We start from the raw sequence: 15,508 nt of genomic DNA, 5'->3' as shown, positions 1-15,508 counted from the left end.
CGCCCTGACGTGTTCGGTGCTAAGCTGCAGCTAGCGTTTGGCGGCTCAAACCTTTATCCCGGATAATTCACGAGAAGGCGGCGGAGGTGGAGGAAAGGAAAGAAATAAGGTATTTGTTGGTTATCGACGCCAAAGATTCCACACTACACGACACAGTGCTGGCTGAGGGCGGCTGGATGGATTCAACTGGACGACTCCGACCAAGGAAACGTCCGATGCTTCACCACGCCATCTCCGCCCTCACGAATATCCTGCGTCCAGATCTCGACTTGAGCAAGAGCCGTCTGGAGACGCTTTGCATGATCGTCATCGGCATGGTCAGCGCGCGCAGCGTGAACCTCGGCCATCTTGCCTGCGAACGACCGGGATCGGCCCTGACCTCGTCAACATACCGTCGGTTGCAACGCTTCTTCCAGCACGTCCATCTCGACGAGGACTGGTCGCTCCCGCTTCTGGTCCGGCTGTTGGGCCTGAACAAATCGTGGCTGCTCGCGCTCGACCGCACCAACTGGCAGATCGGCAAGACCGAGGTGAACTTTCTCGTGCTCGCAGTCGTCACCCGTCGTTTCCGCGTCCCCCTGGTCTGGAGCCTGATCGAAGGCCGCGGGTGTTCCGACACCGACATGCGCATCGCCCTGATGGAGCGATATCTCGCGAATTTTCCCGCGACGACCATCCGTCTGCTGCTTGCCGATCGCGAGTTTGTCGGCGCAGGATGGATGGAATTTCTTAGTAAAAACAATATCCCCTTTGCTATCCGCGTAAGGGGAAATCTTCGCATTACGACCGAGGACGGTCACGACCTTACCTTGCGCGCAAGGCTGCGCCTGGCCCGCCGTGGCCGGGCTTTTCGCGCCCGCCTCGGCACACGCGAGGACGCAGCCGCCAGCAATACGCCGCTCCTGAACGTCGCGGCCAAGCCGCTCAAGGGAGAGTGGTTGATCGTGGTTACCAACGTCGCGCCGCGCACCGCGCTCGAAACCTACCGCAAACGTTGGGCAATCGAATGTCTGTTCGGCGATGCCAAGACGCGTGGCCTCAACCTCGAGGACACACGTCTCACCGATCCACGCAAACTCGCTCTGCTCATGTCCCTTGTCGCGCTTGCCCTTGCCTGGGCCGGTCGCGCCGCCGCAGACCTTCTCGGCAAGCGCGCGCCGCCGCGCAAAAGCCACGGCCACTACGCCAGATCCTGGTTTCGAACCGGCTTCGACCACATCCGAAGCCGCCTCAGATCCGATCCCCTCGACGCCATCGCGTCGTGGCAGAGGATCAACCCAGAAGCACGAAAGCCCTGCGGAGTCGTGTAGTGTGACACCCGGCAGCCGCAGCCTTGTCTGCACATCGGCGGATACGGGGCCGTTCTCCGACCGCCCGATTCCGGGCAAAGGATGGGCGAATGCATTAACCCGGCTTCGTACGGCGCCGCATATTCCCGGAGCTGGTAGACCGGTTGCAGTCACACGATGCTCGCAACGTCAGGGGCGTTTGATCGGAGCGGCGTGGGTTCCGCCAACCGACGCAGTCGAGGGCAGCCAAGGAGAGATTTGGTGCGGACATGACCGATTGGCCACCGACGGTTCAGCACATCAGGAAGAGCTGAAACCGATTTATATCGTGAGGACTGGCGCAGTGATGCTGTCGGGCAGCTTTTCGGGGAAGCGGCGTCCGCATCACGCACGTTGCGCGCCGATTGATCTGGCCGCTGGGCCACGCCCGGAACTGGCTCGCGCACCGGTGCGGATGGGTAGAAAAGTCCTCGGCACATCCGCGCAGGGCGACGGGACGCAAACGTCCCCGACGCCCTGCCGGCACTGTCACCGCGTCGTCTCGGTCATGCGCCGGGAGACGTAATCCGATACGGAGCTGATCATCGGATCCATGAAGGGATCCTCGAAGAAGTGCCCGGCGCCCTCCATCTCCTCGTGGGTGATGGTGATGCCCTTCTGCTCGTGCAGCTTGGAGACGAGCGCGCGCGTGTCGGCGGGCGGCGCGACACGGTCGGCCGAGCCGTTGATGACGAGGCCCGACGAGGGGCAGGGCGCAAGAAAGCTGAAATCGTAACGGTCCGCCGGAGGCGACACGGAGATGAACCCCGTGATCTCGGGGCGTCGCATCAGAAGCTGCATCCCGATCCACGCGCCGAACGAAAAACCCGCGACCCAGCAATGCTTCGCGTTCGGATTCATCGCCTGGAGGTAATCGAGCGCGGAGGCCGCATCCGACAATTCGCCGATCCCCTGGTCATACTCCCCCTGCGACCGTCCGACGCCGCGGAAGTTGAAGCGCAGGACGGTGAAGCCGAGGTTCAGGAAGGCGTAATGGAGGTTGTAGACCACCCGGTTGTTCATCGTGCCGCCGAATTGCGGATGCGGGTGCAGGATGATGGCGATTGGCGCGTCCTTGACCTTCTGGGGATGGTAGCGTCCCTCGAGACGGCCCTCGGGGCCGGGGAAGATCACTTCAGGCATCGTCGCTCCTTCGGGCTTGTTGACGGCGGGGCGGGCCGGAGCGTAGTTCCGCTGAGCCGTGCGCCGCGCATGCTCCCGCGAAGTATGGGATGCACGGGGCCTCGTCAATCGGAGGGCGCAGATGAAGCTGAGCACCAAGGGCCGCTATGCGATGGTCGCGCTGGCCGATCTGGCGGGTCGGGAGGGGACGACCTCGCTGGCGGAAATTTCGCGGCGTCAGGACATTTCGCTGCCTTATCTGGAGCAACTCTTCGTCAAGCTCCGCCGGGCCGGTCTTGTGGAGAGCCTGCGCGGCCCCGGCGGCGGCTACCGGCTGGCGCGTCCGGCCGCCGAGATCCGCGTGTCGGACGTGCTCGAGGCGGTCGACGAGACGGTGAGCGCGCTGCATACCGGGGCGGCCGCGTCTGGCGGCTCCTCCGGCAGCCGAGCGCAATCGATGACGAACCGCTTGTGGGAATCGCTTTCGGCGCATGTCTACGTGTTCCTGCACCAGACGCGGCTTTCGGACGTGGTGTCCAACGAGTTGACGCCATGCCCGGCAGTGCCGTCCCTCTTCCAGATCGTGGACGAGTAGGCGGCGGGCGAGGGGCCAGCCCCTCGCGCTCCCCGAGGTATTTACGGCCAGAGGAAGAGACCTGATGGAACGCGTCTATCTTGATTGGAACGCGACGGCGCCGCTGCGTCCCGAGGCGCGGGCGGCGGTGGTCGCGGCGCTCGACGTGACCGGAAACGCGTCCTCGGTCCACCGCGAAGGGCGCGCCGCCAAAGCCGTCGTGGAGCGGGCGCGGGCGCAGGTGGCCGAGGCGATGGGGGCATCGGGTGCGGACGTGGTGTTCCTGTCGGGCGCGACCGAGGCGGCGGCGCTGGCCATGGCGGGCCGTGGCCTGGCGACGGCGGCGGTGGAGCACGAAGCGGTCGCCGCCTGGGGGAACGGAACGCTGCCGGTTGGGCGCGACGGTACCGTTTCGGTTTCCGACCCGGCGGGGAGTGCCTTGCAGGCGGCGAATTCCGAGACGGGCATCCTGCAGAACCTTCCGACGGGCTTGGCAGTCAGCGACATGACGCAGGCCTTCGGGAAGCTCCCTGTCGCCTTCGATTGGTCCGGCGTCGATATGGCGCTGATCTCCGCACACAAGCTGGGCGGGCCCAAGGGGGTTGGTGCGCTCGTCATCCGGCGCGGGTTGGATCTCGCCGCGCAGATCCGTGGCGGCGGGCAGGAGATGGGGCGCCGGTCGGGCACCGAGAACATCCCCGGTATCGCCGGTTTCGGCGCCGCGGCCGAGGCGGCGATGCGCGATCTGGGCGATGGGGTGTGGGACCGGGTTGCACAACTTAGAACTTTTCTAGAAACAAGTCTTGAGGGCAGCGCACACCCGACTATTTTGGTTGGTAAGGAATCGCGGCGCTTGCCGAACACCTCCTGCGTGATCTCGCCGGGGTGGAAGGGCGAAACACAGGTCATGGCGTTGGATCTCGCCGGTTTTGCGGTCAGCGCGGGATCGGCCTGCTCCTCCGGCAAGGTGCGCGAGAGCGCGGTGTTGCGCGCGATGGGATATGGGCCGGGCGAGGCCGATTGCGCGATCCGCGTGAGTCTTGGCCCGGACACGACACGGGAACAGGTCGAGAGGTTCGTCGAGGCGTACCTCAGGCTTAGAGACAGGAGACGGGCATGAGCTTGGACGAAGTGCAGGTCAAGGAAGGCGTCGACGCGGAGACCGTCGAGCGGGTGAAGGCGCTCTCGGGGGCCTACAAGCATGGCTGGAACACCGAGATCGACATGGAGTTCGCGCCCAAGGGCCTGAACGAGGATATCGTGCGCCTGATCTCGGCCAAGAACAACGAGCCGGAATGGATGCTCGAATGGCGTCTGGAGGCGTATCGCCGCTGGACCAAGATGAAGGAGCCGAACTGGGCGATGGTGGAATACCCCCAGATCGACTTTCAGGAGCAGTATTACTACGCCCGCCCGGCTTCGATGACGGAAAAGCCGAAATCGCTCGACGAGGTCGATCCGAAGCTGCTGGAGACCTACCAGAAGCTTGGGATCCCCTTGAAGGAGCAGGCGATCCTCGCGGGGGTCGAGCCGGCGCCGGAAGATGGCGAGCGCAAGGTCGCGGTCGATGCGGTCTTTGACTCCGTCTCCGTGGGCACGACCTTCAAGGCGGAGCTGGCGAAGGCCGGCGTGATCTTCTGTTCCATCTCCGAGGCGATCCAGGATCACCCGGAACTGGTGAAGAAGTATCTCGGCTCGGTCATTCCGCAATCGGACAACTACTATGCCACGCTGAACGCGGCCGTGTTCTCGGACGGGTCCTTCGTCTACATCCCCAAGGGCGTGCGCTGCCCGATGGAGCTGTCGACCTATTTCCGCATCAACGCCGAGAATACAGGACAGTTCGAGCGGACGCTCATCATCGCCGATGAGGGATCCTACGTCTCCTATCTCGAAGGTTGCACCGCGCCGCAGCGCGATACGGCGCAGCTTCACGCGGCATGTGTCGAACTGGTCCTGCTCGACGATGCGGAGATCAAGTATTCCACCGTCCAGAACTGGTATCCCGGCGACGAGAACGGCAAGGGCGGCATCTACAACTTTGTCACCAAGCGCGCCGATTGCCGGGGCGCCCGGTCGAAGGTGATGTGGACGCAGGTCGAGACCGGCTCCGCGGTGACGTGGAAATACCCCTCCTGCATCCTGCGCGGCGACGATTCCTCGGGGGAGTTCTACTCCATCGCCATCGCCAACAACATGCAGCAGGCCGATACCGGCACCAAGATGGTCCATCTGGGCAAGAACACCCGGTCGCGGATCGTCTCCAAGGGCATCAGCGCGGGCAGGGCGCAGAACACCTATCGCGGCCTCGTCTCGATGCATCCGCGGGCCAAGAACTCGCGCAACTACACGCAATGCGACTCGCTTCTGATCGGGTCGGAATGCGGCGCGCACACGGTTCCGTATATCGAGGTCAAGAACAACTCGAGCCGGGTGGAGCATGAGGCGACGACCTCCAAGGTCGATGACGATCAGCTCTTCTACTGCCGCTCGCGCGGGATGGACGAGGAGGAGGCGGTGGCCCTCGTGGTCAACGGCTTCTGCAAGGAGGTGCTTCAGGCCCTGCCGATGGAGTTCGCGATGGAAGCGCAGCAGCTCGTGGCGATCTCGCTCGAAGGATCGGTGGGGTGAGCATCTGGGGCAAGCCGGGGGCGGACATGGTGTCGACCACCACGCCCACCCTCGAGGGGCGCCGCATCACCGCCTATCACGGCATCGTGGTGGGCGAGGCGATCCTCGGGGCGAACGTCTTTCGCGATCTGTTCGCGGGGATCACCGACATCATCGGCGGGCGTTCCGGAGCCTACGAGAAATCGCTTCAGGAAGCCCGCGGGATCGCGATCCGCGAGATGGAGCAGAAGGGGGCCGGTATGGGCGGCAATGCCGTGGTCGGCGTCGATCTGGATTATGAGGTGATCGGCAAGGATAGCGGAATGCTGATGGTGTCCGCATCCGGCACCGCCGTCACCGTCGAATGAAGGTCGCGCCGCAAGGCGCTGAGAGGAAACGGATATGTTGAACATCAGGAACCTGCACGTGAAGCTCGAGGAAGAGGACAAGGCGATCCTCAAGGGCGTCGATCTCGAGGTCGAGGCCGGCAAGGTGCACGCGATCATGGGCCCGAACGGATCGGGTAAGTCGACCCTGTCCTACGTCCTGTCGGGACGCGATGGCTACGAGGTGACGGAGGGGTCGGCGACGCTGCTCGGCCACGACATCCTAGAGATGGAGCCGGAGGAGCGCGCCGCCGCCGGCCTGTTCCTCGCATTCCAGTATCCCGTCGAGATCCCGGGCGTGGGCAACATGACGTTCCTGCGCACCGCCGTGAACGCGCAGCGCAAGGCCCGCGGCGAGGAGGAGCTTTCGGCGGGCGACTTCCTCAAGGTCGTGCGCGAGCGTGCGAAGGAGTTGAAGATCGACGCCGACATGCTGAAGCGTCCGGTCAATGTGGGCTTCTCCGGTGGCGAGAAGAAGCGCAACGAGATCCTCCAGATGGCGATGCTGGAGCCGAAGATGTGCATCCTCGACGAGACCGACAGCGGCCTCGACGTCGACGCGATGAAGCTCGTGGCGGATGGCGTGAACGCGCTGCGGAGCGAGGGACGCGGCTTCCTCGTCATCACGCACTACCAGCGGCTTCTTGATCACATTCGCCCCGACGTGGTGCACATCATGTCGGACGGCCGGATCGTGAAGACCGGTGGCCCCGAGCTCGCGCTCGAGGTCGAGACCAACGGCTATGCGGACATCGTCGAGGGGGCGGCCTGATGGTGGCCGAAGCAAAGAAGGCGGCGCTTGAGGAGCGGCTCGACGGGCTGACCCTTCCGGAGGGCGGTGGCTGGCTGGCGGCGGCGCGTCGCGATGCGCGCGACCGCCTCGATGCGGTAGGCTTGCCCGGACGTCGTGACGAATACTGGCGCTTCACCAATCCCGCGCCGCTCGTGGCGCGCGATCCCGAGGTGTCGGATGTTTCGCAATCGCCCGACCCGTTCGATGGCTACGAAAGCGTCGTGATCACGATCGAGGACGGTGTCGTCACGCTGCCCGACACCCTGCCCGAGAACCTGCAGATCGGCACCCTCCGCGAGGCCGGCGAGGCGGACATCCATTGGGCCAAGGACATCTACGGCACCTTGGAGGCGATGGGCTCCCGTCCCGTCCTTCGCCCTCTGGCCACGCTCAACAGCGCATATGCCACCGACGGCGTCGTGATCCGCGCCACCGGGCCTGTTGCCAAGCCGGTCCATATCCGCACGACCGGGACGGGTGATCCGATCCTGCATCACGTCGTGCGTGTCGATGCGGATGCGTCGCTGACCCTGCTCGAATCCGGCACGGCCGGGGCACGCAGCAATGTCGCGACCGAGATCGATCTGGCCGATACGGGTGCGTTCCATCACATCCGCATCCAGGGCCCCGATCATGTGCGCCACCCGAACACGCACCTGTTCGCCCGCTTGCGGCAGGAGAGCGTGTTCAAGTCGTTCACGCTGTCGGCGAACGGATTGCTTGCGCGTAACGAGGCCGTAATCGAGCTGACCGGCGACGACGCGACTGCGCATATCGCGGGGGCGGCCTTCGGACGCGGCGATTTCCACCACGACGACACCGTCTTTGTGACGCATGACGCCGTGAATTGCGAAAGTCGTCAGGTCTTCAAGAAGGTGCTTCGCGACGGTGCGACCGGCGTGTTCCAAGGCAAGATCCTCGTCAAGGAGGGCGCGCAGAAGACCGACGGCTATCAGATCAGCCAAGCGCTCCTGCTCGACGAGGACAGCCAGTTCCTCGCCAAGCCCGAGCTCGAGATCTACGCCGACGATGTGGCCTGCTCGCATGGCTCCACGACGGGCGCCATCGACGAGACGGCCTTGTTCTACCTGCGCTCGCGCGGGGTGTCCAAGCGGGACGCGACGGACCTTCTGGTGCTGAGCTTTCTCGCCGAGGCGATCGAGGAGATTGAGGACGAGACGCTGCGCGAACATGTCGGCGGGCGCATGGCCGACTGGCTGGCGCGCGGCTGAGATGTCGGTGTCGCGTGACATTCCGCGGGCGTGGATCCGTCCGCGGCGGGTGATGGCGGAGCATATCGCGCGCGGCACCGGCGACAGCGAGGCGTTCATCTTCCTGATGGCCGGTTGTCTCATGGTCTTCGTCTCGCGCCTGCCGGCCTTGTCGCGAGACGCGTTCCTGACCGGAGCCGATTTTATGGTCGCCATGGGCGGTGCGTTGATGGCGCTGGTCTTTCTGCTGCCGCTGGTGATGCTCGCGGTGGCCTATCTCGCGCATTTGGTGGCCAAGGCCTTGCGCGCGCCGGGGCGGGCCGAGGGCGCGCGGGTCGCAACCTCTTGGGCACTTCTTGCCGCGTCGCCTGCGATGCTGCTCAACGGTTTGACCGAGGGCTTCATCGGCGCGGGGTCGGCGCTCGATCTGGTGGGACTGTTCGCGCTCGGCGGGTTCATATGGATCTGGGTCAATTCGCTCTACGTGGCGGAATGGGAACGGGAGATAACCAATGCTTGATATCGACGCCGTCCGGGCGCAGTTTCCGATCCTGTCGCGGCAGGTGAACGGCAAGCCACTGACCTATCTCGACAACGGTGCCTCGGCCCAGAAGCCGCAGATCGTCCTCGACACGATCCAGCGCGCCTATGGCGAGGAATATTCCAACGTTCATCGCGGGTTGCACACCCTCTCGACCATTTCGACCGAGAACTACGAGGCGGTGCGCGGCACCGTCGCGCGCTTTCTCGGCGCGCCCTCCGAGGAGCAGATCGTCTTTACCACGGGGACGACCGAGGCGATGAACCTGATCTCCTACGGCTGGGCCGCGCCGCGTCTGGAGGCGGGCGACGAGATCGTTCTTTCGGTGATGGAGCATCACGCCAACATCATCCCGTGGCATTTCCTGCGGGAGCGGCAGGGCGTGAAGCTCGTCTGGGTCGAGCCGGACGTGAACGGCGATCTCGATCCGCAGGCGGTGCTCGAGGCCGTGACGGACCGCACGAAGATGATCGCGCTTACGCAGCTGTCGAACGTTCTCGGCACGGTGGTGGACGTGAAGACCATCTGCCACGCCGCGCGGGAGCGGGGGATCACCACGGTGATCGACGGAAGTCAGGCCGCTGTCCACATGCCCGTGGATGTCGCCGATATCGGCTGCGATTTCTACGCAATCACGGGGCACAAGCTCTATGGTCCCAGCGGATCGGGCGCCGTCTTCATCCGGCCGGAGCGGCTGGCCGAGATGCGTCCCTTCATGGGCGGCGGCGACATGATCCGCGAGGTGCATCGCGACACCGTGACGTGGAACGATCCGCCGATGAAGTTCGAGGCCGGCACCCCCGGCATTGTGCAGACCATCGGCATGGGCGCGGCGCTCGAATGGATGATGGACCTCGGGATGGACCAGATCGCGGGGCACGAGCGGATCCTGCGCGATTACGCCCGCGAGCAGCTTGAGGGTCTGAACTGGCTGAACGTGCAGGGGCGCTCGGAGGACAAGGCGGCGATCTTTTCCTTCACGCTCGACGGGGCGGCGCATGCGCACGACATCTCGACCGTGCTCGACAAGAAGGGCGTTGCGGTGCGGGCCGGGCATCATTGCGCGCAGCCGCTGATGGAACATCTCGGCGTGACGGCCACCTGCCGCGCAAGCTTTGGCGTCTACAACACGAAGCAGGAGGTCGATGTGCTGGTCGATGCGCTGGAGCTGTGTCACGATCTCTTCGCCTGAGCGATTACCCATGGGTAATTGCTGCAACGCATTGAAAACGCAAATCTTCATATCGGGGTAGGCGGGCGGGTGATCGGTGCATGCGGTCGGCGCCTCACCGAGTTTCGCCTTCGACGGCAACGCGGACCGTTGACGAAAGCCGGGGCGATGCGCCAGATCGACCGATGTTCCGCGCACGCCTGACCCGCCATCCGATCCCCTTCGACCGCGACGCCGGCGCCTCCGCCGTGGAAGCCGTTGCTCCGCCGCCGGAGGTGGCCCCGCTGATCGAAGGCGTCGCGGGGTGCAGCCCGTTTCTCGCCGGTGCAATGCAGCGGGAGAGGGACTGGCTTGAGACTCTGTGGGATGCGGAGCCGGAAGCCGCGCTCGACGTTCTCATTTCCGAAATGGATGCGGTCGAGGGCGATCCGCGGACCGCGCTGCGCGTGGCCAAACGGCGGGCGGCGCTCCTTGTCGGGCTGGCCGAAATCGGCGGCATCTGGCCCGTGATGAAGGCGGCGGCGCAATGGACCCGCTTCGCCGACGCCACCGTCGCGCGCGCGTTGGCTTGGGGCGTGGCGCGATACGCCCGGGGGCCGGTCACGGGCGACGGCGGCCTCTTCGCAATCGCCATGGGGAAGATGGGCGCGCATGAGCTGAACTACTCCAGCGACATCGACATGATCCTGCTGTTCGACGAGACGCGGTACGATCCCGGGGATTACGGCGAGGCGCGGTCGTTCCTGCTCAAGGCGGCGCGTCTGGCGATGGGGGCGCTGTCGGATATCACGCCCGAGGGCTACGTGTTCCGCACCGATCTTCGCCTGCGGCCCGATCCGGGGGCCACGCCCATCGTTTTGTCGACCGAGGCGGCGGAGCGCTATTACGAGGCGATGGGCCGGACGTGGGAGCGGGTGGCCTGGATCAAGGCGCGGCCCTGCGCGGGCGCTTCTGAGGCGGGCGAGGCGTTTCTCGACCGGCTGACGCCCTTCGTCTGGCGGCGGCATCTCGAATTTCAGGTCGTCGAGGAGGCGCATGACATGCGTCGCCGGATCCGAGACCACAAGGGCCTGTATTCCGCTTGGGACGTGCCCGGCCACGACCTCAAACTCGGCCCCGGCGGCATCCGGGAGATCGAGTTCCTGACCCAGACGCAGCAGATCATCGCGGGCGGCCGGGATGAGAGCCTGCGCGTGCGCGGAACGCTCGAGGGGATGGACCGGCTGGTCGCGGCGGGCTGGATGAAGGGGCAGGAGCGGGACACGCTCGCCGAAGCCTACGGGCACCTGCGCGCGGTCGAGCATCGGCTGCAGATGGTGCAGGATGCCCAGACCCACCGGATGCCGAAGGATGCGGACGGCTTGCGCCGGATCGCCTGCTTCATGGGCACCGACGATGTCGCGCATTTCACCACAGATCTGCGTGACAGGCTTCGCGCGGTCGAGGCGATTTGCGAGCCGTCCTTCAAGCCGCGCCGCAGCGAGCCTGCGGAGGTGCCGGAAATCGCGGGCTCGACGGCGCTGATGGAACGGTGGCCGACCTATCCGGCGTTGCGGTCGGCGCGGGCGCGGACGATCTTCGCCCGCCTTGAGCCGCAGATCCTCACCGCCTTGGCCGGCGCGTCGCGCCCGGAGGAGGCGTTGGCGGCGTTCGACGGCTTCCTGCGCGGGCTTCCGGCGGGGGTGCAGATCTTCTCGCTGTTCGAGGCGAGCCCGGCGCTCGTCGCGCTGATCGCCGATATCTGCGCCACGGCGCCGGACCTCGCGCGGCATCTGGCGTCCAATTCGGGTATTTTGGACGCGGTCATCGGGGGTGAATTCCTCGAGCCCCTGCCGCAACGATGGGAGGTGCCAAGCCATGATCCGGACGAGGGGTTTGAGGAAGGGCTCGACGCACTTCGCCACTGGGTGAGAGAGGCACATTTCCGCATCGGCGTGCATCTTCTGCGTGGAATCGCGGAACCTGCGGCGGTCGGCGCCGCCTATGCGCATCTGGCCGAGGCGACGCTCGCCTCCGCATGGGCGTTGGCGGAGGCGGAGACGGCCCGGCGTTACGGGCGCGTTGCGGGAATGCGATTGGCGGGGCTGGGCATGGGGTCGCTGGGGGCTGGCCGGCTGGCGGCGCGCTCCGATCTCGACCTCGTGGTGGTCTATGCGGGCGAGGGGCAGTCGGACGGGCGCCGCCCGCTCGACGCCAAGCAGTGGGCCGCGAAATTCGCGCAGGTTCTGGTGACGGCGCTGTCGGCACCGACGGGCGCAGGGCGGCTCTACGAGGTGGATATGCGCCTGCGGCCCTCCGGGCGGCAGGGGCCCGTGGCGACGTCGCTGGCCGCCTTCCACACCTATCAGAAGCAGGATGCGTGGGTTTGGGAGCAAATGGCCCTGACGCGGGCGCGCGCGCTGGTGGGCGACGCGGATCTGCGCGCCGATGCGGCGGCGGCCCGGATCGAGATCCTGGCGCATAGCAGGTTCAGCGCGGACGAGGTGCGTGCGGCTCTTGTCGACATGCGGGAGCGGTTGCGCAATGCCGGCCGAAAGGGCGGCGGGATCGCGGTGAAGTCGGGGCCGGGCCGGATGCAGGATATCGAATTGGCCGCGCAGGCGCATGCGCTGATCGCCGGGGGTGCGGAGCAGAGCATCGCGGCGCAGCTTGCCGTCGCGGGTTGGCTGTCGGAGGGCGACCGCCGCGAATTGGCCGAGACGCACGAGTTTTTGTCGGCGGTGCAGCAGGTTCTGCGCCTTATCACCGACGGAGATCCGGATGTGGAGGCGCTTGGCGCCGGAGGGGCGGCCTTCTTGGCCCGGACATTGCAGCGCGACGATGCCGCGGCGGTCGCGGCGGAATGCGATGCGCGGGCGGCGCGGGCGGCCGAAATTATTGACGCGGCTTTGGAGGCGGCATCATGAGTGAGGCGCGCGGCGCAGATGACCCCAAGGGCCTGATCGCGGAAGCTTACCGGATCGAGGGGATCAGCGAAGCGGAGTGCCGGTCGATCTTCCTCGACTGGGCGCTGAGCCTTCCATCGGATGCATCGGAGGTGATCCCGAAGCTTCTGGAGCACCGCCCGCCTGATCATCCGATGAGTCGCGTGCTGCGCGAGGGGATGGGAGAGCCCGCCCGGCGCGGACGGCGCGGAGGATGGCAGGGCCGGCGCCGGAGCTAGCCGTGCGTGCCACGCTCCCGGTATGGCGTCTTGCCATAATGCCCGCGGTAGCATTTCGAGAAGTGCGAAGGTGAGGTGAACCCGCAGGCGAGCGCGACCTCGATGATCGACATATCCGTTTGCATCAGCAGGTTGCGCGCGCGCCCCAGTCGCAGTTCCATGTAGTAGCGCTTGGGCGAGCGGTCGAGGTAACGGCGGAACAGACGCTCGAGTTGACGGGTGGACATGCCGACCTGATCGGCGAGGGTTGCGGGGCTGACCGGCTCCTCGATCGCCTGTTCCATTGCGCGGATGACTTGGGCGAGGCGGGGATGGCGCACGCCGATGCGGGTCGGGATCGACAGGCGCTGCGCGTCCTGATCGGTGCGGATCGCGGAGTAGATGAGCTGATCGGCGACAATCGCGGCCAGATCCTCACCGAAATCGCGCGCGATGATGTGCAGGATGAGGTCGATGGAGGCGGTCCCGCCGGCGGTCGTGATCCGCTTGCCGTCGATGGTGTAGACGCCGCGCGCGAGCGGGATCTCCGGAAACGCCTCGGCAAAGGCATCCTGGTTGTCCCAGTGGATCGTGGCCTTGCGGTCATCGAGCAGGCCCGAGGCCGCGAGGGTCCAGGCCGCCGTGCAAAGGCCGCCCATTACGATGCCGCGGCGGGCCTCCCGGCGCAGCCAGGTCTTGATCCGCGGCGTCGTCGCGCGCGCGACATCGGTGCCGCCGACGACCAGCACGGTCTCTTCGCGCCCCGCCTCGTCGAGCGGGCCGTCGGGCGCGACGGTGATGCCGGCGGAGCAGGTTATCGCCGTGCCGTCCTCCGACAGGACGCGCCAGCGATACAGCTCCCGCCCCGAGACGCGGTTGGCCAGCCGCAGCGCATCCACAGCCGAGGCGAAGCACATCAGCGTAAATCGGTCGAGCAGGACAAAGGTGTAAAGATGCGGTTTTTCGGGCGCGGGGATGCGCAGTGTCGGGGACTCGGACGGGGTGTTCACGGCCATCGCTTCAATCCTGCCGGGGTGCGGCGGCAATCGGGCCGACGCCTCAGTTGGTCGAACCATCAGGAAACGCGATTTTGCGCCCGACGCAAGGTCATCCGGCATTTGCGGCGGCGCGGCCGATAAGCTAGGGACCAAAGCCTGATAGCACCGCCGGAGGGACAGCGACATGGCGTGGTCGAAAGCCGATTGGAGAGCGAAGCCGCGGGTGCAGATGCCCGATTATCCGGATGCCGACGCGCTGGCCGCCGTCGAGGCGAAGCTGGCGCGCTATCCGCTGCTGGTCTTTGCGGGCGAGGCGCGGACGCTGCGCGCCGAACTGGCCGCCGCCGGTCGTGGCGAGGCGTTCCTGCTGCAGGGGGGCGATTGCGCCGAGAGCTTTGCGGAGTTTTCGTCGGACAATATCCGCGACACGTTCAAGGTCATGCTGCAGATGGCCATGGTGCTGACCTATGGGGCCAAGGTGCCGGTGGTGAAGGTCGGCCGCATGGCGGGGCAGTTCGCCAAGCCGCGCTCGGCGCCCATGGAGGTGAAGGACGGGGTGGAGCTGCCGTCCTATCGCGGCGACATTGTCAACGAGCTGGCCTTCACCGAGGCCGCGCGCATGCCTGACCCGGCGAAGATGCTGGAGGCGTATACCCAGGCCGCGGCGACGCTGAACTTGCTGCGGGCCTTCTCCAAGGGTGGGTTCGCGGATGTGCATCAGGTGCATCAGTGGACGCTGGGCTTCGCGCAGGGTGAGCGGGCGGCGCAGTACCGCGACATGGCGAGCCGCATTCAGGACACGCTCGACTTCATGACGGCGGCCGGCCTGACCAGCGCGAACAATTCCGAGCTTGCCACGGTCGACTTCTACACCTCGCACGAGGCGCTGCTTCTGGAATACGAAGAGGCGCTGTGCCGTCAGGATTCTCTGACCGGGCAGTGGGTTGCGGGATCCGGGCACATGATCTGGATCGGCGACCGCACGCGTCAGCCCGATGGCGCGCATGTGGAGTTCTGCCGTGGGGTGTCGAACCCGATCGGCCTGAAATGCGGGCCGACGACGAGTGAGGACGATCTGAAGGTTCTGATCGAGAAGCTGAACCCCGACAACGATATGGGGCGCCTGACGCTGATCGCGCGGTTCGGAGCGGGCAAGGTGGGCGATCACCTGCCGCGTCTGATCCGGACGGTCGAGAAGATTGGCGCCAACGTCGTGTGGTCCTGCGACCCGATGCACGGCAACACGATCAAGTCCTCCTCGGGCTACAAGACCCGGCCATTCGATTCGGTTCTGCGCGAGGTGCAGGAGTTCTTCGCCATCCACCGTGCCGAGGGGACGGTGCCCGGCGGCGTCCACTTCGAGATGACGGGGCAGGACGTGACCGAATGTACGGGAGGCGTGCGCGCGGTGACGGACGAGGATCTTTCGGACCGATATCACACCGCGTGCGATCCGCGTCTCAATGCGTCGCAAGCGCTGGAACTTGCATTCCTCGTGGCCGAGGAGCTTTCGGGTCTCCGGGCGGAGCGGGCGCGCGCGGCTTCCTGATTCTGCGGGGCTAGGGTCTCACCCGCCGGTGCGCGGGTGAGACCAAAAGGTTTCACGCTCGGGTTCGCTTGAACGTCGCTGCG

At 66.0% G+C, this 15,508-nt stretch carries 14 protein-coding genes; 12 read left to right on the top strand and 2 right to left on the bottom strand.

The window, feature by feature from the left end; all coding sequences use genetic code 11:
• The first annotated feature begins 215 nt into the window (after positions 1–215).
• Positions 216–1,310, top strand: a complete 1,095-nt coding sequence (locus tag JSE7799_RS11700) for an IS4 family transposase (protein ID WP_055663764.1) — start codon at positions 216–218, stop codon at positions 1,308–1,310.
• A gap of 507 nt (positions 1,311–1,817) precedes the next feature.
• Here the strand turns inward: JSE7799_RS11700 and JSE7799_RS11695 are convergent.
• Positions 1,818–2,471, bottom strand: a complete 654-nt coding sequence (locus tag JSE7799_RS11695) for an alpha/beta hydrolase (RefSeq protein WP_055663763.1) — start codon at positions 2,469–2,471, stop codon at positions 1,818–1,820.
• Between the two features lie 121 nt (positions 2,472–2,592).
• Here JSE7799_RS11695 and iscR point away from each other — a divergent pair, with 121 nt between their 5' ends.
• From iscR to JSE7799_RS11645, 10 genes are all read left to right on the top strand, one after another.
• Positions 2,593–3,045: a Fe-S cluster assembly transcriptional regulator IscR gene (iscR, locus tag JSE7799_RS11690; protein WP_055663762.1), complete on the top strand. Its 453-nt coding sequence runs from the start codon at positions 2,593–2,595 to the stop codon at positions 3,043–3,045.
• Positions 3,046–3,109: 64 nt separating this feature from the next.
• A complete protein-coding gene (locus JSE7799_RS11685; RefSeq protein ID WP_055663761.1) occupies positions 3,110–4,144 on the top strand; it encodes a cysteine desulfurase family protein in 1,035 nt (344 codons plus the stop codon).
• Positions 4,141–5,655 (top strand): Fe-S cluster assembly protein SufB, encoded by a 1,515-nt coding sequence (gene sufB, locus JSE7799_RS11680; RefSeq protein WP_055663760.1) that lies wholly within the window; start codon positions 4,141–4,143, stop codon positions 5,653–5,655. Before JSE7799_RS11685 ends, sufB begins: the two co-directional genes overlap by 4 nt.
• A gap of 26 nt (positions 5,656–5,681) precedes the next feature.
• Positions 5,682–6,002, top strand: coding sequence for a heavy metal-binding domain-containing protein (locus JSE7799_RS11675; RefSeq protein WP_055663771.1), 321 nt, complete (start codon positions 5,682–5,684; stop codon positions 6,000–6,002).
• 34 nt (positions 6,003–6,036) lie between these two features.
• The gene (gene sufC / locus JSE7799_RS11670) at positions 6,037–6,792 is read left to right on the top strand and encodes a Fe-S cluster assembly ATPase SufC (RefSeq protein ID WP_055663759.1); all 756 of its coding nucleotides are present in this window, start codon (positions 6,037–6,039) and stop codon (positions 6,790–6,792) included.
• Positions 6,789–8,045: a SufB/SufD family protein gene (locus JSE7799_RS11665; RefSeq protein ID WP_055663758.1), complete on the top strand. Its 1,257-nt coding sequence runs from the start codon at positions 6,789–6,791 to the stop codon at positions 8,043–8,045. The genes sufC and JSE7799_RS11665 overlap by 4 nt, the downstream gene beginning before the upstream one ends.
• A gap of 7 nt (positions 8,046–8,052) precedes the next feature.
• Positions 8,053–8,544 carry a YIP1 family protein gene (locus tag JSE7799_RS21070; protein ID WP_186201925.1) on the top strand — a complete coding sequence of 164 codons (492 nt, stop codon included), beginning with the start codon at positions 8,053–8,055 and terminating at the stop codon, positions 8,542–8,544.
• Positions 8,537–9,757, top strand: coding sequence for a cysteine desulfurase (locus tag JSE7799_RS11655; RefSeq protein WP_055663756.1), 1,221 nt, complete (start codon positions 8,537–8,539; stop codon positions 9,755–9,757). The genes JSE7799_RS21070 and JSE7799_RS11655 overlap by 8 nt, the downstream gene beginning before the upstream one ends.
• Before the next feature lie 164 nt (positions 9,758–9,921).
• The gene (locus JSE7799_RS11650) at positions 9,922–12,642 is read left to right on the top strand and encodes a [protein-PII] uridylyltransferase family protein (protein ID WP_055663755.1); all 2,721 of its coding nucleotides are present in this window, start codon (positions 9,922–9,924) and stop codon (positions 12,640–12,642) included.
• Entirely contained in the window at positions 12,639–12,899 is a 261-nt protein-coding gene (locus JSE7799_RS11645) for a hypothetical protein (protein ID WP_055663754.1), read from the top strand. Before JSE7799_RS11650 ends, JSE7799_RS11645 begins: the two co-directional genes overlap by 4 nt.
• Here the strand turns inward: JSE7799_RS11645 and JSE7799_RS11640 are convergent.
• The gene (locus JSE7799_RS11640) at positions 12,896–13,894 is read right to left on the bottom strand and encodes a GlxA family transcriptional regulator (protein WP_055663753.1); all 999 of its coding nucleotides are present in this window, start codon (positions 13,892–13,894) and stop codon (positions 12,896–12,898) included. The two genes, JSE7799_RS11645 and JSE7799_RS11640, sit on opposite strands and share 4 nt — an antisense overlap.
• 166 nt (positions 13,895–14,060) lie before the next feature.
• Between JSE7799_RS11640 and JSE7799_RS11635 the strand changes: the two genes are divergently transcribed.
• Entirely contained in the window at positions 14,061–15,425 is a 1,365-nt protein-coding gene (locus tag JSE7799_RS11635; RefSeq protein WP_055663752.1) for a class II 3-deoxy-7-phosphoheptulonate synthase, read from the top strand.
• Positions 15,426–15,508 lie beyond the last annotated feature (83 nt).

Origin of the sequence: Jannaschia seosinensis (genome assembly GCF_001408515.1) — a bacterium.
Classification (GTDB): domain Bacteria; phylum Pseudomonadota; class Alphaproteobacteria; order Rhodobacterales; family Rhodobacteraceae; genus Jannaschia; species Jannaschia seosinensis.
This window is presented reverse-complemented; position numbering and strand designations above follow the sequence as displayed.